This is a genomic window from Streptomyces sp. NPDC058375 (assembly GCF_042723425.1).
Taxonomy (GTDB): domain Bacteria; phylum Actinomycetota; class Actinomycetes; order Streptomycetales; family Streptomycetaceae; genus Streptomyces; species Streptomyces durocortorensis.
The window spans coordinates 1-20,767 of sequence record NZ_JBHXJG010000126.1; the positions used below are offsets into that span (position 1 = coordinate 1).

The 20,767-nt window shown below is 70.2% G+C and carries 19 protein-coding genes and 2 tRNA genes; 8 read left to right on the forward strand and 13 right to left on the reverse strand.

Annotated features, from left to right (window positions below; translation table 11 throughout):
• Positions 1-29: 29 nt before the first annotated feature.
• The 3 genes from ACFWM7_RS20590 to ACFWM7_RS20600 all read left to right on the forward strand — a co-directional run bounded on the left by ACFWM7_RS20590 (position 30) and on the right by ACFWM7_RS20600 (position 2,172).
• Complete coding sequence (locus ACFWM7_RS20590; protein ID WP_383262669.1) at positions 30-1,016, forward strand: fatty acid desaturase; 987 nt, start codon at positions 30-32, stop codon at positions 1,014-1,016.
• Positions 1,013-1,714, forward strand: coding sequence for a thioesterase II family protein (locus tag ACFWM7_RS20595; RefSeq protein WP_383262671.1), 702 nt, complete (start codon positions 1,013-1,015; stop codon positions 1,712-1,714). Before ACFWM7_RS20590 ends, ACFWM7_RS20595 begins: the two co-directional genes overlap by 4 nt.
• 239 nt (positions 1,715-1,953) lie before the next feature.
• A complete protein-coding gene (locus ACFWM7_RS20600; RefSeq protein WP_383262673.1) occupies positions 1,954-2,172 on the forward strand; it encodes a LysR substrate-binding domain-containing protein in 219 nt (72 codons plus the stop codon).
• Between the two features lie 20 nt (positions 2,173-2,192).
• Here the strand turns inward: ACFWM7_RS20600 and ACFWM7_RS20605 are convergent, their stop codons facing one another.
• The gene (locus tag ACFWM7_RS20605; RefSeq protein ID WP_383262674.1) at positions 2,193-3,143 is read right to left on the reverse strand and encodes a GlxA family transcriptional regulator; all 951 of its coding nucleotides are present in this window, start codon (positions 3,141-3,143) and stop codon (positions 2,193-2,195) included.
• Positions 3,144-3,213: 70 nt separating this feature from the next.
• On the opposite strand from ACFWM7_RS20605, the gene ACFWM7_RS20610 reads away from it, so the two are divergent.
• Entirely contained in the window at positions 3,214-4,038 is an 825-nt protein-coding gene (locus tag ACFWM7_RS20610) for an alpha/beta fold hydrolase (protein WP_383262676.1), read from the forward strand.
• Positions 4,039-4,199: 161 nt separating this feature from the next.
• Here the strand turns inward: ACFWM7_RS20610 and ACFWM7_RS20615 are convergent, their stop codons facing one another.
• Both ACFWM7_RS20615 and ACFWM7_RS20620 read right to left on the reverse strand, forming a co-directional pair.
• Positions 4,200-5,705: an ATP-binding protein gene (locus ACFWM7_RS20615; RefSeq protein WP_383262679.1), complete on the reverse strand. Its 1,506-nt coding sequence runs from the start codon at positions 5,703-5,705 to the stop codon at positions 4,200-4,202.
• A 292-nt stretch (positions 5,706-5,997) separates the two neighbouring features.
• Positions 5,998-6,070 (reverse strand) — tRNA-Ala (locus tag ACFWM7_RS20620).
• Between the two features lie 178 nt (positions 6,071-6,248).
• Here ACFWM7_RS20620 and ACFWM7_RS20625 point away from each other — a divergent pair.
• Positions 6,249-6,797, forward strand: coding sequence for a DNA-binding protein (locus tag ACFWM7_RS20625; protein ID WP_205086932.1), 549 nt, complete (start codon positions 6,249-6,251; stop codon positions 6,795-6,797).
• Positions 6,798-6,895: 98 nt separating this feature from the next.
• Positions 6,896-8,251 (forward strand): serine/threonine protein kinase, encoded by a 1,356-nt coding sequence (locus tag ACFWM7_RS20630; protein ID WP_383262683.1) that lies wholly within the window; start codon positions 6,896-6,898, stop codon positions 8,249-8,251.
• 125 nt (positions 8,252-8,376) lie between these two features.
• Here the strand turns inward: ACFWM7_RS20630 and ACFWM7_RS20635 are convergent, their stop codons facing one another.
• From ACFWM7_RS20635 to ACFWM7_RS20645, 3 genes are all read right to left on the reverse strand, one after another.
• A complete protein-coding gene (locus ACFWM7_RS20635) occupies positions 8,377-9,663 on the reverse strand; it encodes a hypothetical protein (protein ID WP_383262705.1) in 1,287 nt (428 codons plus the stop codon).
• A gap of 76 nt (positions 9,664-9,739) precedes the next feature.
• The gene (locus ACFWM7_RS20640) at positions 9,740-9,877 is read right to left on the reverse strand and encodes a hypothetical protein (protein ID WP_383262685.1); all 138 of its coding nucleotides are present in this window, start codon (positions 9,875-9,877) and stop codon (positions 9,740-9,742) included.
• Positions 9,878-10,094: 217 nt separating this feature from the next.
• Positions 10,095-10,229 carry a DLW-39 family protein gene (locus tag ACFWM7_RS20645; protein ID WP_003958712.1) on the reverse strand — a complete coding sequence of 45 codons (135 nt, stop codon included), beginning with the start codon at positions 10,227-10,229 and terminating at the stop codon, positions 10,095-10,097.
• A 291-nt stretch (positions 10,230-10,520) separates the two neighbouring features.
• Here ACFWM7_RS20645 and ACFWM7_RS20650 point away from each other — a divergent pair, with 291 nt between their 5' ends.
• Positions 10,521-10,898, forward strand: a complete 378-nt coding sequence (locus ACFWM7_RS20650) for a DUF6344 domain-containing protein (protein ID WP_383262687.1) — start codon at positions 10,521-10,523, stop codon at positions 10,896-10,898.
• Between the two features lie 147 nt (positions 10,899-11,045).
• A complete protein-coding gene (locus ACFWM7_RS20655; protein ID WP_383262689.1) occupies positions 11,046-11,741 on the forward strand; it encodes a hypothetical protein in 696 nt (231 codons plus the stop codon).
• Between the two features lie 60 nt (positions 11,742-11,801).
• Here ACFWM7_RS20655 and ACFWM7_RS20660 read toward each other — a convergent pair.
• The 7 genes from ACFWM7_RS20660 to gnd form a co-directional block, all read right to left on the reverse strand.
• Positions 11,802-11,878 (reverse strand) — tRNA-Ile (locus ACFWM7_RS20660).
• A gap of 78 nt (positions 11,879-11,956) precedes the next feature.
• Positions 11,957-12,577: a DUF3566 domain-containing protein gene (locus ACFWM7_RS20665; protein WP_383262692.1), complete on the reverse strand. Its 621-nt coding sequence runs from the start codon at positions 12,575-12,577 to the stop codon at positions 11,957-11,959.
• A gap of 94 nt (positions 12,578-12,671) precedes the next feature.
• Positions 12,672-15,314: a DNA gyrase subunit A gene (gene gyrA, locus ACFWM7_RS20670; protein WP_383262694.1), complete on the reverse strand. Its 2,643-nt coding sequence runs from the start codon at positions 15,312-15,314 to the stop codon at positions 12,672-12,674.
• Positions 15,315-15,361: 47 nt separating this feature from the next.
• On the reverse strand, positions 15,362-17,434 hold the full coding sequence (gyrB, locus tag ACFWM7_RS20675) for a DNA topoisomerase (ATP-hydrolyzing) subunit B (protein ID WP_383262696.1): 2,073 nt from the start codon (positions 17,432-17,434) through the stop codon (positions 15,362-15,364).
• Between the two features lie 472 nt (positions 17,435-17,906).
• Positions 17,907-18,491 carry a DUF721 domain-containing protein gene (locus tag ACFWM7_RS20680; protein ID WP_383262699.1) on the reverse strand — a complete coding sequence of 195 codons (585 nt, stop codon included), beginning with the start codon at positions 18,489-18,491 and terminating at the stop codon, positions 17,907-17,909.
• Entirely contained in the window at positions 18,488-19,618 is a 1,131-nt protein-coding gene (recF, locus tag ACFWM7_RS20685) for a DNA replication/repair protein RecF (RefSeq protein WP_383262701.1), read from the reverse strand. The genes ACFWM7_RS20680 and recF overlap by 4 nt, the downstream gene beginning before the upstream one ends.
• Positions 19,619-19,700: 82 nt before the next feature.
• Complete coding sequence (gene gnd, locus ACFWM7_RS20690) at positions 19,701-20,585, reverse strand: phosphogluconate dehydrogenase (NAD(+)-dependent, decarboxylating) (RefSeq protein WP_383262703.1); 885 nt, start codon at positions 20,583-20,585, stop codon at positions 19,701-19,703.
• Positions 20,586-20,767: the final 182 nt, after the last annotated feature.

Sequence of the window (20,767 nt, forward strand, 5' to 3'; positions counted from 1 at the left end):
CTTTTACACCGCATCCAGGGGGATTTCCTATGCTTTCGTCGCCACCGGGCGCTCATCTCGGCCTCCCCGAGGCCGCCTACAAGAGGGGCTATCGCAACCCCTCCCATCTGCGCGACGCGATCGCCGCGGCCCATACGACCCGGCTGTGGCGGACCACCGGAACCGCCGTCGTGGACCATCTGAGCGTCGTGGTCCTGCTGCTCGCGGCCACCTCCCCGGCCGTCCGCGCCGCCGGCTGGTGGGCCCTCGCCCTCGCGCTCCCCGTCGCCGTCCTCCTCGCGGCGCGCCAGCTGCGCGCGCTCGAATGCCTCGTCCACGAGGCGTCCCACTTCAACTGGAGCCGACGCCACCGCACGGCGGGCGACGTCCTGGCCACCCTGCTGGCGGGGGTGCCCACCGGGGCCCGGATCGACGACTACCGGGCGAGCCACCTGCTGCACCACGGACGCTTCGGCACGGCCGAGGACCCCGACCGCGCCCGTTACGAGGAGCTCGACCTCGAAAACCTCGACCGCTCCGGCGTCCTGCCGTACACCCTCGGCATGATCCGGCGGTTCGGCGCCTACCAGCGCGGCTGGCTGGAGTCCATGGGATCCGCGCCCCTCACCACCGCCCTGCCCTTCCTGTGGTGCGCCGTCGTGATCGTGCTGCCCGCCCACCTGCTGGGCGGCCCGGCCTGGGCGGTGGCCGCGGGACTCGGCTGGCTCGCCACCCACCTCGTCGGCCTGCCCGCCCTGCGCTTCGTCGGCGAGGCCAACGAACACCTCTACCGCGAGGCCGACACCGTCTTCGGCGGCACGGTCAGCAACATCGGCCTTCGCCAACGGCTGCTCTTCCACCCCCACGGCGACGGCTTCCACACCGTCCACCACCTGTGGCCCGGCGTACCGCACCACAAGATCGCCCGGCTGCACCGCGCCCTCCTCGCGAACGACGAGGCGTACCGCACCACGATCCGCTACCGCACCCGCGTCCTGGAACGGCCCCGCACAGGCCTGCCGCGGGAGGCGGCGTGAGCACCCGGCTGGTCTGCCTGCCGTACGCGGGAGCGGGCGCCGGCGTCTACCGGCACTGGAAGGCGCTCTCCACCCCGGACCTGACCGCCGTGCCGATCCAGCTCCCCGGCCGCGAGGAGGAGTTCGGCCTCCCCTTCCACCCCACCTTCGAGGCGGCCGCGCAGAGCACGGCCGACCGCATCGTCGCCGCCGTCGGAGCCGACCCCTTCGTCGTCTTCGGCCACAGCTTCGGGGCCGCTCTCGCCCACGGCGCCACCCGGGAACTGGTGGCCCGCGGCGGCCACCGCCCCCGCCACCTGATCGTCAGCGGCACGGTCAGCCCCCGCCACCGCCGCCCGCTGCCGATCTCCGCCACCGACGACGAACAGGCCGTGGCGGACCTCTGCGCGGCCACCGGCCAGACCCTCGACGGGGACCTGACCCTGCTGCGCGACCCCGACCTGCGCTCCCTGCTGCTGCCGGCCCTGCGCGCCGACGTCGCGCTGATGACCCCGGACCCCGCGCGGGAACCGGAACCCCTGCCCCTGCCCCTGACCGCGATCCGCGGCACCGACGACGCCCTGGTCCCCACCGCCCCCTGGCTGGACTGGGCCGCCTACACCTCGGAGATGTTCCACTCCCTCGACCTGCCGGGCGGACACATGTACCTCGCCGACGACTGGAACGCGATGTGGCAGACGGTGCGGGGGCTCCTCTGAGCCGCCGGGCACACGAACCCCCCACGACAAGACCCCCCTGTCTGCATCACGGCAGGTCAGGGGGGTCCGACCTGCGGCTTTACCAAGCCTTTGCGTGCGAATCAGACTTTCCAATCCATTTCCGTCCCGCTCCATTCTGCTCGATCCTGCTGCCCCGAGTCGGTGTGCCCACTGGTGGGCACACCCTCAATGCCGAACAACTCGGAGTCACCAAGCGAGCATGGCGGCTGTGCCAGTGCGTGGCGGCGAGCATGGGCTGCGCCCTGCTCCCCGAGACCGCGGCGACCCGGCCCGCGGCCTGCGGAGAAGTGGCCGCCGTACCCATGACGGGAAGCGCCTCGCAGACCGACGTCACGATGACCTGGCTGCGCAGGTCTCAGCTGCGGCCGAGCGTGCCGGCGTTCCTCGCCACCGCGCGCTCCGCCTTCGAGGACATCGCGTCCGGACGAGCCGCCTGACGGCGGGGCCTGCTCGACGATCAGGTTTGGCTGAAGGTGCGTCGGTAGGCGCCGGGCGTAGTGCCCAGATGCGCCCGGAAGCGGCGGCGCAGGTTGACCGCCGAGGTGAGTCCGACGCGGGAGGCGATGGCTTCGACCGGCAGGTCGGTCTGCTCCAGCAATACCCTCGCCGCGTCCAGGCGTTGGCGGAGCAGCCACTGTCCCGGGCTGGTGCCGAGCTGCTCGGCGAACCGCCGGGCGAGGGTCCGGCCGGAAAGCCCGGCGCGTGCCGCGAGCCGGGCGAGGGGCAGCCGAGTGTCGAGCCGGGAGGCGGCCCACTCCAGCACGGGCGCCAATGACTCGTCCGCCCTGACCGGTACGGGCCGTACGGTGTACTGGAGTTGACTGCCCTCCCGATGCGGCGGCAGGACCATGTTCCTGGCGATCTGGGCGGCGTACGCCGCGCCGTGGTCGGAACGTACCAGGTGCAGGCACAGGTCGATGCCCGCGCCGGTTCCGGCGCTGGTCGCCACATCGCCGTGGTCCACGAAGAGCACGTCCTCGTCCACCCGCACCTGGGGGAAGGCGGCAGCGAGGCGGGCCGAGTCACGCCAGTGGGTGGTGGCGCGGCGGCCGTCGAGCAGTCCGGCCTGGGCGAGGACGAAAGCCCCCGTGCAGATGGCGACGATCCTCGCCCCGCGCCGGTGGGCAGCCCGCAGCGCCGCGATGACGGTCGGTGGCACAGGTACGCCGGGCGGCTGCCAGCCGGGGACAACCACGGTGTCCGCCTGCTCCAAGGCCTCAAGACCGGCGTCGACGAGCATCTCGTAACCGGCGGTGGTCTGCAGGGGGCCAGGGTGCTCGGCGCAGTTTCGGAAGCTGTAGCGGGGCCGCTCGCCCTCCGGGACGGTGCCGAAGACCTCGGTGGCGCAAGCGAGTTCGAAGGGCGACTGAGGCAGGTTGAGTAGGGCGACCACCCGATGAGGACTCACGGCAAGATTGTACTTACAGATGTCTTTCTGGACTCTCAGCCTGGCGGTCCACACAGGTCACAGTGGACCCATGAGTGAACCGACTGAAGCGACCGTGTTGAGGACCGCAGTCCAGGTCGATGGCGAGACAACCAGTTACCTGACCGCAGGGCACGGCGGCGCGCCCGTGTTGCTGCTGCACGGGACGTACTGGAGCCGTGTCTGGCTCCCTGTACTGGAGCATCTCGCCGACGCGGGGTTGCGTCCCCTCGCGGTCGATCTCCCTGGCCTTGGCCGCTCGGGAGGCCGACTCACGCCGGAAACAGCCACGGTCCCGGCCCTCGCCGACTGGGTGACCCGATTCGCCTCCGCGTTGAACCTCTCCGGCCCCATCGCCGTGGCAGGCCACGACATCGGCGGCGCCATCGCCCAGCACCTCCTCGCCCACAACGGGCTCGACGTGTCCCGCCTCGCCCTGGTCAACTCGGTCCTCTACGACTCCTGGCCCGCACCCCACGTGGCCCACTTCCGGGACGCCGACTCGACCGAGGATGTGCTCGACAACCGTCGGCAGGCGGTGACGAGGGTGCTGGCCGGTGCCGCCACCGAGCCGTTGATCGCGGACTACGTCGATCCGTGGACCGATGAGCGGGTGCGCCGCTCCTGGATGGCCCTGGCGGGCGCGGCCGACAACCGCTATACCCTTGACCTCGTTCCCGCACTGCAGCGCTCCACCACTCCCAAGCTGCTGATCTGGGGCGAGGACGACCTCCACGAGACGGTGGAATACGCCGAACGGTTCGCCTCCGAGATCCCCCACACCTCGCTCATCCGCGTCCCACATGCGGATCACATCCCCACGGAGAACGCCGCCGACCAGATCGGCCGCGCACTCACCAAGTTCTTCACTGCGTAGACGCATTACGGCCGATCAGCTTTGAGCCGGCTGGACCAGGAAGAATGCCGTGCCTGCAGTAGTGGTTCTTGCAGCGTTCCCCGCATACGCGCCGGCCGCATCCCCATGCGCAGCATGTCCCGGAGCGGGGAGGGCGACTGCTCAGATCGACGTCAGTTCCCTCAGTTCCCGTAGAGGGTGGGCAGGTCGACCAGGAGGACGTCGTCGCGGCGGGCGGCCAGTTCGGTCAGGTCGGGATAGAAGCCGTGCAACGAGTACAGGGCCAGTGTGGCGTGGGTGGTGTCGTACCCCTGGTCGGTGAGCAGGCTGCGGATGCGTTCAAGGCGTTGCAGGTCGCCGGTACCGCGGCGGGCGGCGGTCGCCTTGGCTTCGCCCAGGAGCGCGATCCGCGCGCGGGGGGACTGCGGGCGCTCGCCGGCGGCCAGAGCGATGACATCGACCTCGTGCTTGGTACGGGCCGCCGGATCGGCGACCTCGGTGGTGCCGACCGGCCCGGCCAGCCCTCCCGGTAGCAGGGTGTGGGCGTAGCGGCGGGTGAAGTCCCGGGCCAAGTCCTCGAAGTGCGGGCCGAGAATCTTTGAGTTGAAGGCCGGGGCGGCCTGCTGCCACACCTGCTCGGCAAATCCCTGCTCCACGGCGGCCGCCTGGGGCAGGGTGATCAGCTGATTGAAGCGGATGACCGGGTCGGCGAGCGTGATGACCGGGTGCCGGGTACGCAGGATGTCCTGTTCGCGCCGGATGTAGCCGGTGGACTCCAGGACACCCAGCGGGTGGGCGACGGCGTTGCGCGGGCGTTCGAGCGCCGCACCGATCTTGCTGGGGGTGGTGGCGCCCTGGGCGAGCGCGGTGAGGATGTCGTAGTACAGGGTGTGCTGCGTGATCCGCGGGTCCTCACGCAGCAGGTACTCGGTCTCGGTACGGGAGTACACTGCCCGGCCCGGGTCGAGCAGGGTACGGGCCAGCCAGGCTTCGAAACCATCGTCCGGGTGGGGCCTGGCCCCCACCGGCCGGTAACCGGGAGCCCCGCCGAGCACCGCATGCACCTTCAGCGCGGTCAGCGGGTCGGCGATCTGCCAGAAGGCCCGGCTGTCCCGGTAGTCGAAGGCACCGAGGCGCAGATCGACCACGGCGCGGCCTCGCAGCGGCTTGGTGCCAGAGAGCAGTTCGTTCATGACGCTCATCGCGGAACCGCACAGAATCAACCTGGGCCCAGGCCCCGCGTCCGGCCGTGCCCCGCGCTGACGCTCGTCGTAGAGCTGCTGAAGCAGCCCCGGGATCTCGGGCGAGTGCTGGAGCAGATACGGCAACTCGTCGATCACCAGCAGTGGCTGCTGCGAACGCACCGTCACATCAAGCGCGTTGGACAGAACATCGCGCCAGTCGGTCAGGCGCAGGCTCCCCGGGCGCAGACCCGCGTGGGCGGCGACCGCGTCACTGAACCGCTGGATCGCAGGCAGCCGCCCCTCTTCCCGAACCGCCGTCACATACAAGCCGCCGACCTGCTCAGAGAGCGCCTGCAACAGGTACGACTTCCCGTGCCGCCGACGCCCCGACACGATGCCCAACCGCATCGCGGGATCCGGATCGGTAAGGAAGTCCGTCAGCAGACTCCACTCCCGATCCCGGTCGACCACATCGTCCGGCTTGCCGAGCAGACCCTTCCGCATTCGACCTCCCACACAACGACTACGACGGATCCCGTCTAAGTCTACTTGGACTCAATTAGTCGCACTCGGCTTTCCCTCACCTCACATCACGCGCTGCCGGTGAACCAGGCAGACACGCGAACCCGCACCACCGACGACAGGGCCTAGGAGATCCAACGGAGATGAAGCGACCGAGCAAACCCCCAAAACAAGGGGCTCAACCGCTCCAGCGCGGGCACCGCCATGCCCATCAATGGGCACAAAAAATGCCCCCTGAAACTGCGTTTCCGCAGGTCAGAGGGCACTTATGAAGTGGAGCCTAGGAGATTCGAACTCCTGACATCTGCCTTGCAAAGGCAGCGCTCTACCAACTGAGCTAAGGCCCCGGGCCACAACGAACGAGGGCAACGCCCAGCACGTCCGTGCCAGGGCTACCGTCGCAGACCAGAGTACCGGGTGACCCCCGTAATCCTGCAAAAGGATAGGGACTCCCCGTCGGCGACCACGCTCCGTAAGATGCTCGCAAGGTTCGCAGCAGCGAAGCCGCAGCGATGGGGAGACGCCATGGACGCAGCGCAACAAGAGGCGACGGCAAGAGCCAGAGAGCTTCAACGCAGCTGGTACGGAGAGCCGTTGGGGGCGCTCTTCCGCCGGCTGATCGATGACCTCGGCCTCAACCAGGCCCGGCTGGCCGCTGTTCTCGGGCTCTCCGCCCCGATGCTCTCCCAGCTCATGAGCGGCCAGCGGGCCAAGATCGGGAACCCCGCGGTGGTCCAGCGCGTCCAGGCCCTTCAGGAGCTGGCGAGCCAGGTGGCCGACGGCAGCGTCAGTGCGGGCGAGGCCACCGACCGCATGGAGGAGATCAAGAAGTCGCAAGGAGGCTCGGTCCTGACCGCCACCGGCCAGACCGGCTCCACCGGCGGCGCTCCCACCGTCCGCCGTGTGGTGCGCGAGATCCAGTCCCTGCTGCGGTCGGTCGCGGCGGCCGGCGACATCATCGATGCCGCGGACGCCCTCGCCCCGACCCACCCGGAGCTGGCAGAGTTCCTCAAGGTGTACGGAGCGGGACGCACCGCGGACGCGGTCGCGCACTACGAAGGACACCAGAGCTAGGGCTTTCGCCCGGATGGCAGGCCGGAAGGGCACGGGGGCCGGACACGGGCCGCGGCGGACGCCGCGGCACCACGGGAACGGGGAGCGGGCGCAGCACAATGGGTGAGGTCTTCGCCGGTCGGTACGAGCTGATCGATCCGATCGGACGCGGTGGGGTCGGGGCCGTCTGGCGGGCCTGGGACCACCGCCGCCGCAGGTACGTCGCGGCCAAGGTGCTCCAGCAGAGCGACGCGCACACGCTGCTGCGCTTCGTCCGCGAGCAGGCGCTGCGCATCGAGCACCCGCATGTGCTGGCTCCGGCCAGCTGGGCCGCCGACGACGACAAGGTCCTGTTCACCATGGACCTGGTGAGCGGCGGCTCGCTCGCCCATGTCATCGGCGACTACGGCCCGTTGCCGCCGCGCTTCGTCTGCCTGCTGCTGGACCAGCTGCTCTCCGGCCTCTCCACGGTGCACGCCGAAGGGGTGGTGCACCGCGACATCAAGCCCGCCAACATCCTGATGGAGGCGACCGGAACGGGCCGCCCGCATCTGCGCCTGTCCGACTTCGGCATCTCGATGCGCAAGGGCGAACCCCGGCTGACCGAGACCAACTACGTGGTCGGCACGCCCGGTTACTTCGCCCCCGAGCAGATGATGGGCGCCGAGCCCGACTTCCCCGCCGACCTCTTCGCGGTCGGCCTGGTCGCGCTCTACCTCCTCCAGGGCCAGAAGCCCGACTCCCAGGCGCTGGTCGAGCACTTCGCCGAGCACGGCACCCCGAGCGCCCCCACCGGCATTCCCGAGCCGCTGTGGCAGGTGCTCGCCGGTCTGCTCCAGCCCGACCCGCACGCCCGCTTCCGCACGGCGACGGGCGCGCGCAAGGCGCTCACCGCGGCGGTCGAGATGCTGCCCGAAGCCGGGCCGGACGACGAGCCGGTGGAGGTGTTCGACCAGATCGGGCAGCTGCCCGCGGGGTTCGGCCCCGACGGGCCCGTGACCGCCCCCCAGCAGCCCGCGGAGCCCGCACCCGGCCCCACGACCGGACCCGCTCCGCAGGCGTCCGGCGTGCAGCCCTCCGCACCACCCCCGGTCTCGATGTCGGAGACCGGCAGCTTCCACCTCGCGCCCCCGCCCACGACCGCGCCCCCGCAACAACAGCCGTACGCACAGCCGGGGTTCCAGCAACCACCGCCCGCCGCCCCGTTCACGACGGACGCGCCGCCCCCGTACGCCGTCGGCGCACCGCACCCCTCCCAGGCGCCGACCTCCGGCATACCGCACGACTCCGCGGCCACCCGCGCCTACACCGCCCAGCAGCACCCGCCGGTCCCGGCGCCGCCGGTGCAGCACGCCGCGCCCCACGCACCCGTACGGCGAACGCGTCCGGGACCGCCCCCGAAGGTGGCGGCCGGGGTGCTGGTGGCGGCACTGATCTGCTTCGCGGTCGGGATCTGGGCCCTGACCCAGGTCTGATGGGCCGGGTCCGGATCTGACGGGTCCTGACCCAGCTCTGACGCGGCCCAGGCCCGGATCTGACGGGCCCTGACCCAGGTCTGACGGCCCGGGTCCGGGCCCCGGCCGTAAGGTTGGCGGCCCGACTACCAGCCCTGCGGCGGCTGGTGGCCCCCGCCGGCCGGGTGACCGGCGACCGGGGCGCCGGCCGTCGCGCGGCGGCGGGCCAGCAGCATCCAGACGCCCAGCCCCAGCACCAGCACGGACCCCGTGCCGATACCGGCCGCGGCAACGGCCTTCATCGGGCCGCTCTTTGCCGCCTGCTCGGCGTTCTGGCCCTTCCGGGCCACTTCCCGGTCCTGGTCGGTGACGCCGAAGACCCCGGCCTCACCTTCGTACGGGGACTCCTCGGCCTGGTTCTTCACCTGGACCGACAGCTCGAACGGGATCGGCTCGGCGCCGTAGGACTCCTTCAGCTTCGGGCTGAGGGAGACCGACAGGTAGTACCAGCCCGCGAAGCGCATGGAACTGACCTGGGCCGAGGAGTCGAACCGGTTGCGGTAGGCCACCGGCGGCAGCGGGCGCAGCGACGCGGACGCGGGACTTCCGGAGTATGAGAGCGTGGCGTCGGAGACATGCCCCTGGGCGGGGTTGTCCAGCGACAGGGCGAGCGCGTTGCCCACGAACTCCTTCCCGGCGTTCGTGCTGTTGGAGAGCCCGGCGGTGGCGTGGATCTGCTGGCCCCAGTCCACCGGCACCCGGTAGAAGCGGGTCTGCCCGGGGGCCACGGTGTCCTGCCAGCGGCCGTTCTCCAGGCTGGTCGCCTCGGCGTAACCGGCCCCGCCGGACCGCTTCTGCTGCTTCCCGGTCAGGGGCGGCGGCGAAGCCGAGGGCCAGCTCTCGGGCGCCTCGGTCGGCATGGACGACCCGCTCTTCAGCCGCGGCTCCTTCAGGAAGCGCAACTCCAGGCCCCAGGCTTCGGAGTCGGCGGGATCCTTGGTCTCCCGCTCGACGAGGACGTCGTACTGGCCGCTCTCCTGGCAGGTGGTACTGCCCTCCTCGACGGTCCGGAAGGCGTACGCGGCGATGGGACGGGCGTACTCGCCCGAGCCGAAGTTCGCCCGCCCCGAGCCGCACTGGCTGTCGTCGGTCTCCCGGAGGCTGACGTTGATGCCGTCGCCGTAGGCGACCGTGCCGCTGTCGCCGGGCACCGCGACCGCCGAGACATAGGCGGCGGAGACGTCGTCCAGCGTGACCCGGTAGTAGAGCTTCTCGCCCGGCCTGATGGTGCTGCGGTACGGGACGCCCTCGTCGAGCTCGGACGCCTCGACGTTCGCCGTCGCCCCCTGCACGTTCTTCGCGTCGGGGTCGAACGCGTACGCCCCGGGGCCGACCGCGTGCGCCTGCCCCGGCAGGACCGCCGCCGCGCACATCGCCGCGAGTGCCGCGGCCACCACCCGCCCCCTGTTGCGCTGCCGCTGCCTCTTCACGCGCTTCCCCTCGTCGTCCTCACGCGCCGGTGCCCGTCGCCCGCCCGGCCGCGATGCCGGTCCATCCTGCCCCGCCCGCCCCGCCGCTGTCTCCGGCCACAGCCGGATTGCCCCGCTTGTCCGGGTTCCCCGCGCCGACACCCGCACTGACGGTCATTCACGTAAGCAAGCTATTGATTTGCGCAAGTGAATTCAAGGGATGGGCCGTCACCGTCACGCAACACAGAGACCCGGGCAACACAAAGACGCGGGCCAACACAAACGCCCGGGCACCACGCAGCCCCGGGCATCACGTCGGCCGTACAGCAAGAAGCACCGGACAGCACGAAGCCCCGGTCGCTCAGCGACCGGGGCCCGTAACAGACTGTGCCGTCTCACACACCCGAACCTGCGGGCACGGAGTCGGTCGCCTCCGTCCACAGATCCTGCTCGGCGCGATCCGCCTGGATCTGGCGGTACACGAGGAGCCCGCCGATGGCGGCCAGTGCGACCAGGAGAAGCTTCTTCACCGCGCGACCTCGTCTTTCCTTGGCGTAAGGGCCTTCTGTCGCCGACTATACACACCGGCCGATACCGATCGGTGACCTGCCCGGACCCCTGCGGCACCCCCTCCACAGCGTCCGGAACGACCTCCCGGCAGCCCCTCTCCGCCGCCCGCGAGGGGCTGTCCAGCCCGGTTGCACCATACGAGTGGTGTTAATCCGAAGATCGGCGCAGAGCGGGCGTCGCTCCCCGGAAACCCGGCCCGGATCCACATGATCGGAGAAGTCAGCAACCGGACCGTCCGAAAGCGAGGGGCCATGAGCACCTTCCAGCCCAAGAACCTCTGGACCGCCTTCATCACCGCCTTCTTCGCCCTCCTGGCGTCGCTGGGCCTCGTCACCGCCACGGCGCCCGCCGCGAACGCCACGAACGCCGCCGCGCACCCGGGCACCACGACCCACGAGCACACGGGTGCCACCGCGGCAACCCCGATCGCCCCCTCGGTCCGATGGACCCTTCCGCGTGACCGGGCCCTTCCGCCCACGATGAAGCAGCGCATCCGGGCCGAGGCCCACGGTTCCTCCCCGGCCACCCGCCACCTGTCGTTCGACCCCGCGGAGACCGCCCGCACGACCGGCCAGACCGGCTCCCACCCCACAGCCCCGGAAGGCGACTCCCCGGCGCCGCCCCCCTGACCCCGGCGCCCACCGCACTCCGGGGCCCCTGGTCCGGTTCACACCGGCCGGGGGCCTTTTCGTGTGCCCGAAACCCAGCCGACGAGCGCTGCCCGGCGGACCGGACGACCATGGAAAGGTCCGGCGCACCGCCGAAAGGACCGTCCGATGAGCTCTCGTGGCACCACCTTCGCGGCCCTCGGCGCCGCCCTCGCCCTCCTCACGGCCCCGGCCTACGGAGCGGCCTCCTCCACCGGTACGGCGTCGAGCCCCGGCAGCGCCGCGCCGGCCGCGGCAACCACCGACCCCGACGTCGGCGCACCGCCCGGCGCGGAGGTCCTGGGTCGGCCCGCCGTCGGGGAGCCGTTCAAGCTGACCATCGGTTCCTCGGAGGCACGGCCCGACGAGTTGGAGATCACCGTCGAGGACGTCACCTGCGGCGAACCGCTGGACCCGAAGGTCCTGGCCCACGCGGCCGATTCCGTGGGCGAACCGACACAGAACCCGATGCCCGAGGGCGGGAAGCAGTTCTGCGTGGTCGCCATGGAGGTGCTGAACGTCGGCAAGAGCGAGGTCATCTGGTCCGTCGACGACACGGTCACCCTCAACGTCAACGACACCGCGTACAGCCAGAGCCAGACCGACGCCGACTACGCGAGAGCCTACGGCGACTACTGGAGCGACAAGGGTGAGCTGGGACCGTCGTATGGCCTCAACCCCGGGAGCAAGGGCCCCGAGCACGCCGTCTTCCAGATCCCGGACGCCGACGAGCCAACCACCCTCTGGTTCGCCTCCAGCGACTGGCTGGAGAGCTTCGACGGCCCCGAACCCGGCTACCTCGTCCAGCTGGACCCCGCGAGCTGACCGCACCACCCACCGCAACGCGAAAGGCCCCCCACCGTTCCCGGTGAGGGGCCTTCGTGCTGGTGGGGCTAACAGGATTTGAACCTGTGGCCTCATCCTTATCAGGGATGCGCTCTAACCAACTGAGCTATAGCCCCGCCGCGCTGTGTTGCTCCGCGCTGACTTCTGAAGATTAGCGCACGTCGGGGCCAGTCCCAAAATCGATAGTCGGCGCGCTACTCGTCCTCGGCCAGCGTGAGCTCGACGCCGCCCACGAAGCCCGCCGACAGGTTGTAGATGAAGGCGCCCAGCGTCGCCAGCGCGGTGGCCAGCACCACGTCGATCACGGCGATGACCGAGGTGAAGATGAGCACGCGCGGCAGCGACAGGAACGACTGCAGGTCGAAGCCGTTGCTCTCGTTCGAGCCGGTGGCCTCGCTGATCGTGCCGCCGACGGTCTCGAAGACGCCCATCGCGTCCATGACCATCCACAGCACCGCCGACGCCACCACCGTGCAGATGCCCAGCGCGATGGACAGCAGGAAGCTGACCTTCATCACCGACCACGGGTCGGCCTTGGCCACCCGCAGGCGGGCCTTGCGGGTACGCGGCGTGGTCCGCGCCCCCGTGCGCGGCTTGCGCGTCGCCTGCGCGCCGCCCACGCCCTGGGCGCCGCCCAGCGTGCCGCCGCCCTGGCCGGGGCGCTGCTGACCGCCCTGGGTGCCGCCGCCGGGCGCCTGGTACGCCTGGGGCGGGTGGTACGGCCCCGAAGGCCCCGGTGCGGGCTCACGCTCGCCGGGCAGCGGCCCGGTCGCGTAACCCTCGTACTGGGGCTGAGACCCTCGTGTGTCCGTCACAGTGCCCCCTTGGGAGTCCGTGGCAGGGCCACGGGCACCGTTCGCTCCAGCTCCGGAAGCGGCCGAACCGGCGCCCGTGGCTCCACTCACGCTCTTACTCCTCGTGCTCCCCGGTCGAAGGCTCCGTGCCCTCGACAGTGCCCTCACTCACGCCCTCGGCGTGAACCGCGACCGTCTCGCCGTCGGCGTCATCGGCCCCATCGACCTCTTCCGCCTCACGGCCGGCCTCGGCGTTGCGCGCGATGCCGACGACGGCGTCACGCTTGCCCAGATTGATCAGTTGGACGCCCATGGTGTCACGGCCCGTCTCCCTGACTTCATTGACTCGCGTACGAATCACACCACCGCCGAGCGTGATGGCGAGGATCTCGTCGGTCTCCTCGACCACCAGCGCACCGACGAGCGATCCGCGGTCCTCCACGATCTTGGCGGCCTTGATGCCGAGGCCGCCGCGGCCCTGGACGCGGTACTCGTCGACGGGGGTCCGCTTCGCGTACCCGCCGTCGGTAGCGGTGAAGACGAACGTACCCGGCCGGACGACATTCATCGAGAGGAGTTCGTCGCCCTCGCGGAAACTCATCCCCTTCACACCCGAAGTGGCGCGGCCCATCGGGCGCAGTGCGTCGTCCGTCGCGGTGAACCGGATCGACTGGGCCTTCTTGCTGATGAGCAGTAGATCGTCCTCGGCCGACACCAGCTCGGCGCCGATCAGCTCGTCGTCGCCGCCCTCCGGCATCTCGCGGAGGTTGATCGCGATGACACCGCCCGAGCGCGGCGAGTCGTAGTCCTTGAGCGCGGTCTTCTTCACCAGACCGCCCTTCGTCGCCAGGATCAGGTACGGCACGGCCTCGTAGTCGCGGATCGCGAGGATCTGGGCGATCTTCTCGTCCGGCTGGAAGGCCAGCAGGTTGGCGACGTGCTGCCCGCGCGCGTCCCGGCCGGCGTCCGGGAGCTCGTACGCCTTGGCCCGGTAGACCCGGCCCTTGTTCGTGAAGAACAGCAGCCAGTGGTGGGTCGTCGAGACGAAGAAGTGGTCGACGATGTCGTCTTCCCGCAGCTTCGTCCCACGCACACCCTTGCCGCCGCGCTTCTGCGAGCGGTAGTCGTCCGTCTTCGTGCGCTTCACATAGCCGCTGCGGGAGATCGTGACGACGATGTCCTCCTCGGCGATCAGGTCCTCGATGGACATGTCACCGTCGAAGGGCACCAGCTGGGAGCGCCGGTCGTCGCCGAACTTCTCGACGATCGCCGCCAGCTCCTCGCTGACGATCGTGCGCTGCTTGGCGGGCGAGGCCAGGATCTCGTTGTACTCGTTGATCTTCGCCTGGAGCTCATCGTGCTCGGCGGTGATCTTCTGGTGCTCCAGCGCGGCCAGTCGGCGCAGCTGCATCTCCAGGATCGCGTTGGCCTGGAGCTCGTCGATCTCCAGCAGGCCCATCAGGCCCTCGCGCGCGATCTCCACCGTGTTCGAGCGCCGGATGAGGGCGATGACCTCGTCGATGGCGTTCAGGGCCTTGAGGAGGCCGCGCAGGATGTGCGCCCGCTCCTCGGCCTTGCGCAGCCGGAACTTCGTCCGCCGGACGATGACCTCGATCTGGTGCGTCACCCAGTGGCGGATGAACGCGTCGATCGACAGCGTGCGCGGCACCCCGTCGACGAGCGCCAGCATGTTGGCGCCGAAGTTCGACTGGAGGTCGGTGTGCTTGTACAGGTTGTTCAGGACGACCTTGGCGACCGCGTCCCGCTTCAGGACGACGACCAGCCGCTGCCCCGTACGCGAGGAGGTCTCGTCACGGACGTCGGCGATCCCGCCGACCTTGCCGTCCTTGACCAGGTCGGCGATCTTCTGCGCGAGGTTGTCGGGGTTGGTCTGGTACGGAAGCTCCGTGACGACCAGGCACTGGCGGCCCTGGATCTCCTCGACCGCGACGACCGCGCGCATAGTGATCGAGCCACGGCCGGTGCGGTACGCCTCCTCGATGCCCTTGCGGCCCACGACCAGCGCGCCGGTGGGAAAGTCGGGGCCCTTGATGCGCTCGATCAGCGCGTCGAGCAGCTCCTCGTGCGAGGCCTCGGGGTTCTCCAGGTACCACTGGGCGCCGGCGGCGACCTCGCGGAGGTTGTGCGGCGGGATGTTGGTCGCCATGCCGACCGCGATCCCCGCGGAGCCGTTGACCAGCAGGTTCGGGAAGCGCGCCGGCAGGACCGTCGGCTCCTGGTTGCGGCCGTCGTAGTTGTCCTGGAAGTCGACGGTCTCCTCGTCGATGTCCCGGACCATCTCCATGGACAGCGGCATCATCTTGCACTCGGTGTACCGCATGGCGGCGGCCGGGTCGTTGCCCGGGGAACCGAAGTTGCCGTTGGAGTCCACCAGCGGCATGCGCATCGACCAGTGCTGCGCGAGGCGCACCAGCGCGTCGTAGATGGAGGAGTCGCCGTGCGGGTGGTACGTACCCATGACGTCGCCGACGACGCGGGCGCACTTGTAGAAGCCCTTCTCGGGGCGGTACCCGCCGTCGTACATCGCGTACAGCACCCGGCGGTGGACGGGCTTGAGGCCGTCCCGTACGTCGGGCAGCGCACGCGAGACGATGACGGACATCGCGTAGTCGAGATAGGAGCGCTGCATCTCCGTCTCGAGCTGGACGGGCTCGACACGCATCCCCACGCCGGGGACGGTGTCCTCCTCGCCGGGCGTCGCGGGGTCAGGTGTCACAGGGGTGTTCTCGTCGGCCATTGCTGGTCAAAGTCCTTTCGAGCTGCGGCGTGGCTGGTGCGGCCGACTCAGATGTCGAGGAAGCGGACGTCCTTGGCGTTGCGCTGGATGAACGAGCGCCGCGCCTCGACGTCCTCGCCCATGAGCACCGAGAACAGGTCGTCGGCCTGCGCCGCGTCGTCCAGCGTGACCTGGCCGAGGACCCGGTGGTCGACGTCCATGGTCGTGACGCGCAGCTCTTCGGCGTTCATCTCGCCGAGGCCCTTGAAGCGCTGGATCGAGTCTTCCTTGATCCGCTTGCCGTTCTGCTTGCCGAGCGCCACCAGGGCGTCGCGCTCCCGGTCCGAGTACGCGTACTCGAAGTCGTCCCGGCCCCACTTGATCTTGTAGAGCGGCGGGCGCGAGAGGTAGACGTGCCCGGCCTCGACCAGCGGCCGCATGAAGCGGAAGAGGAAGGTCAGCAGCAGGGTGTTGATGTGCTGGCCGTCGACGTCGGCGTCCGCCATCAGGATGATCTTGTGATAGCGGAGCTTCTCGATGTCGAAGTCCTCGTGGACCCCGGTGCCGAACGCCGAGATCAGCGCCTGGACCTCGGTGTTCTGGAGGATCTTGTCGATCCGGGCCTTCTCGACGTTCAGGATCTTGCCGCGGATGGGCAGGATCGCCTGGTACATCGGGTTGCGGCCGGACTTCGCCGAACCACCGGCGGAGTCGCCCTCGACGATGAAGATCTCGCACTTGGTGGGGTCGTTCGACTGGCAGTCGCTGAGCTTGCCCGGCAGCGAGGCGCTCTCCAGGAGCCCCTTGCGCCGCGTCAGGTCACGCGCCTTGCGCGCCGCCACACGGGCGGTCGAGGCGGCGATGCCCTTGCGGATGATGTCGGCGGCCTCGTTGGGGTTCCGGTCGAACCAGTCCGTCAGCTGCTCGTGGACGACCTTCTGCACGAAGGTCTTGGCCTCCGTGTTGCCCAGCTTGGTCTTCGTCTGGCCCTCGAACTGCGGCTCGCCCAGCTTCACCGAGATGATCGCGGTGAGACCCTCGCGGACGTCCTCGCCGGTGAGGTTGTCGTCCTTCTCGCGGAGCAGCTTCTTGTCGCGCGCGTACCGGTTGACCAGCGAGGTCAGCGCCGCACGGAAGCCCTCCTCGTGCGTACCGCCCTCGTGCGTGTGGATCGCGTTGGCGAAGGAGTAGACGCCCTCGGTGTACTGCGTGTTCCACTGCATGGCGATCTCGGCCGAGAGGAGACGGTCCTTGTCCTCGGCCTCGATGTCGATCACCGACTGGTGAATGACGTCGCCCTTGCGGGAGTTGAGGTACTTCACGAAATCGACGATGCCGTTTTCGTAGTGGTACGTGACCGAGCGGGCGGTCTCCTCCTCGGCGGGCTCGACCGCGTCGGCGCTGTCCGCGCCCGCCGTCGCCTTCGCCGACTCGCGCTCGTCGGTGAGCTTGAGGGTGAGGCCCTTGTTGAGGAACGCCATCTCCTGGAAGCGGCGCGAGAGGGTCTCGAAGCTGTACTCGGTGGTCTCGAAGATGTCCCCGTCGGCCCAGAAGGTGACCGTCGTACCGGTCTCCTCGGTGGCCTCGTGCTTGGCCAGCGGGGCGGTCGGGACGCCGAGCTTGTAGTCCTGGGTCCAGCGGTAGCCGTCGGTCTTGACCTCGACGGCGACCCGGGTGGACAGGGCGTTGACGACGGAGACGCCGACGCCGTGCAGACCGCCGGAGACGGCGTAGCCGCCGCCGCCGAACTTTCCGCCCGCGTGCAGCACGGTCAGCACGACCTCGACGGCCGGCTTCCCTTCGGACGGCACGATGCCGACCGGGATGCCACGGCCGTTGTCGATGACCCGCACCCCGCCGTCGGGGAGGATCGTGACGTCGATGGTGTCCGCGTGACCGGCCATCGCCTCGTCGACCGAGTTGTCGACGACCTCCTGCACGAGGTGGTGCAGGCCGCGCTCACCGGTCGAGCCGATGTACATGCCAGGTCGCTTGCGGACCGCGTCCAGCCCTTCCAGCACGGTGATCGCGCTGGCGTCGTACGAGGTTTCGGGGACCTCGCCCGGCTCACCGGCCGTGGACGGAATGTTCTCGTTGGGATTGCCGGAATCGGCCACGAAGCGCCCTTTCTGGCACAGCACAGGCCGTTCTCCGGACAGGCGGGAGCGGCTGCGTCGTTCGGCTTGTATCGACGACTCCCGCCTCAGCGGCGGGATTACTCACCAGTCTACCGGTAGCGCCGACATGATTGGGGGTTTGCCGGTACCTGAGTCCGGCTGTGCCGCCCTGAATGAGCGGCTGACGACTCCCCATATTCAGGAAGGGTCTCCAAGAGGCCCTGAAGGGCTTTGAGCGCTTCGGCCTGTCAACCCACCGCTACGGTGAGGGACGCTCCGGCCGTACCGTCCGGTTTCCTCCCGCGCGAACCCTGACGAACCCACCCACTAGCTCGCCCGGTACACGACAATTTTACGCCGAAAGTGCAGCTCAGCGTTGCCGAGCGAGGATCCGTACGGAAGCGGCGGGGGAGCGGGGAATCCGACCGCGGGTCAATCCGACCGTGGGTCCACAGCCGCCCGGCGGCGCGACCGCCTCCGGCCGGTGCCCCGAGGCTCAGCCGTAGGTGTCCCCCGGACCCTTGCTGCCGGGTGCCCGCAGCGGCCCGAACCGGCGCTCCGGACCACCCGGCCCGACCACCTTGATCATCCGTACGGTGCCCTGCCCCAGATCCGCGTTCAGCCGGGCCACCAGCTGCGGGGCCAGCAGCCGCAGCTGCGTCGCCCACGCCGTCGAGTCACAGCTCACCGTCAGCACCCGGGCGGCCGGATCGTCGTCGTACCGCAGCGGTACGCAGTGCTTCGCCAGGTCGTCGCCGACGATCTGCGGCCACCGCCCCATCACCCCGCCGACCGCCGCGGGCGTCTCCCAGCCCCGCTCGGTGATCAGCCGGTTGATCGCGGAACCCAGCGCCAGCGGATCCCGGCCGTCCGACCGCGCCCCCGAGCGCAGCCCGCCGCCCCGCCGGGCCTGCTTCTTCTGCTGCGCCGCGGCACCCCGCGCCCTGGCCTGCTCCTTCGCCGCCCGCAGGGCGACCCGGGCGAGGTCGACGCCGGTCGCCTCGGGCGGCTTCGGGCTCCCGGCCTCCGGCGTACGGCCGTCCGCGCCCGGCTGGTCCGCAGGCTCGTCCCGGCCGGTCATACGCGCTCCACCTCGCCCGCCGCCACCGCGTACCGCGTCCCCGCCAGCACGCCCGGCACGTCCTCCGCCACCGCGGCCGTCACCAGCACCTGCTCGCCCGGGGCCACCAGCTCCGCCAGCCGCTCCCGGCGGCGGGCGTCCAGCTCGGCGAAGACGTCGTCCAGGACCAGCACCGGCTCGTTGCCCTCGGAGCGCAACAGCTCGTAACTGGCAAGACGCAGCGCCAGCGCGTAGCTCCAGGACTCGCCATGGCTCGCGTACCCCTTGGCCGGCATACCCCGCAGCCCGAGCAGCAGATCGTCGCGGTGCGGGCCGACCAGCGTCACGCCCCGCTCGATCTCCTGCTTGCGGACCCCCACGAGCGCCGCGATCAGCTGCTCGTACAGCTCGTCGCGGGTGCGCTCGGGGCCCACGTCCTCGCCGACCGAGCTGCGGTACTCCAGCGCCACCGGACCGCCGCCCGGCGCCACGTCCCCGTACGCCTTGTCGGCCAGCGGCTGGAGCGTGGCGATCAGATCGAGGCGCTGGGCGAGCAGTTCGGCGCCGACCCGGCCCAGGTGCTGGTCCCAGACGTCCAGGGTGGACAGGTCCATCGAGCGGCCGCCGTGCCGCCGGGCCATCGCCGCCGACTTCAGCAGGGTGTTGCGCTGCTTGAGGACGCGCTCGTAGTCGGAGCGGACCCCGGCCATCCGGGGCGAGCGCGCGGTGATCAGCTCGTCCAGGAACCGCCGCCGCTCGCCGGGGTCGCCCTTGACCAGCGCCAGATCCTCCGGGGCGAACAGCACCGTCCGGACGATGCCGAGCACGTCACGCGGTCTGACCTGCGAGGACCTGTTGATACGGGCCCGGTTCGCGCGGCCGGGATTCAGCTCCAGCTCGACCAGCTGCGAGCGCTCGCCCTGGGTGACCGCCGCGCGGATCACCGCCCGCTCCGCGCCCATGCGCACCAGCGGGGCGTCCGAGGAGACCCGGTGGCTGCCGAGGGTGGCGAGATAGCCGACGGCCTCGACGAGATTGGTCTTGCCCTGCCCGTTGGGCCCCACGAACGCGGTGACGCCCGGGTCGAGAGGGACCTCGACCCGGGCGTACGAGCGGAAGTCGGCCAGCGAGAGATGCGTGACGTGCATGGTGGCCGGCCTCTCCCGTGGTGCTTCCTTCGCGCAGGCTGTCGTGCCTGCTCGCGCCGCCGACGCTCCGCCGGCGGTCCGGTCAGTTCTCGGACTTGGACTCGACCGCGTGCCCGCCGAACTGGTTGCGCAGCGCGGCGATCATCTTCATCTGCGGCGAGTCGTCCTGGCGCGAGGCGAACCGCGCGAACAGCGACGCCGTGATCGCGGGCAGCGGCACCGCGTTGTCGATCGCGGCCTCCACCGTCCAGCGGCCCTCGCCCGAGTCGGCGGCGAAGCCCCGGAGCTTCTCCAGGTGCTCGTCGTCGTCGAGCGCGTTGACCGCGAGGTCGAGCAGCCAGGAACGGATGACCGTGCCCTCCTGCCAGGAGCGGAAGACCTCGCGCACATCGGTGACGGAGTCGACCTTCTCCAGCAGCTCCCAGCCCTCGGCGTAGGCCTGCATCATGGCGTACTCGATGCCGTTGTGGACCATCTTCGCGAAGTGGCCGGCGCCGACCTTGCCCGCGTGGACGGAGCCGAAGTCGCCCTCGGGCTTCAGCGCGTCGAAGATCGGCTGGACCTTCGCCACGTTCTCCTCGGTGCCGCCGTACATCAGGGCGTAGCCGTTCTTCAGGCCCCAGACACCGCCGGAGACGCCGCAGTCGACGAAGCCGATCTCCTTCTGGCCCAGCTGGGCGCCGTGCTTCTCGTCGTCGGTCCAGCGCGAGTTCCCGCCGTCGACGACGACGTCGCCGGGCGAGAGCAGCTCGGCCAGCTCGTCGATCGTGGACTGGGTGGCGGCACCGGCCGGGACCATGACCCAGACGACCCGCGGGCCCTTCAGCTTGCCCACAAGCTCTTCGAGACTGTGGACATCGGCGACATCCGGGTTGCGGTCGTAACCGATGACGGTGTGGCCTGCGCGGCGGATGCGCTCGCGCATGTTGCCGCCCATCTTGCCGAGGCCGACGAGACCGAGCTCCATCAGTGTTCCTTCGCTGCGTTCGGGCATTGCGTGACGCTGCCCGAGCCTACTGCCGTCCCCCGCCGCACACCTGTGGGCTCAGCCGCTCAGTCGTACGGGCATGATCAGGTACTTGTACGCCTCGTCCGCCTCGGCGTCGACCGCGGGCTTGCCGCTGAGCAGGGCCGGCTTGGTCGAGGTGG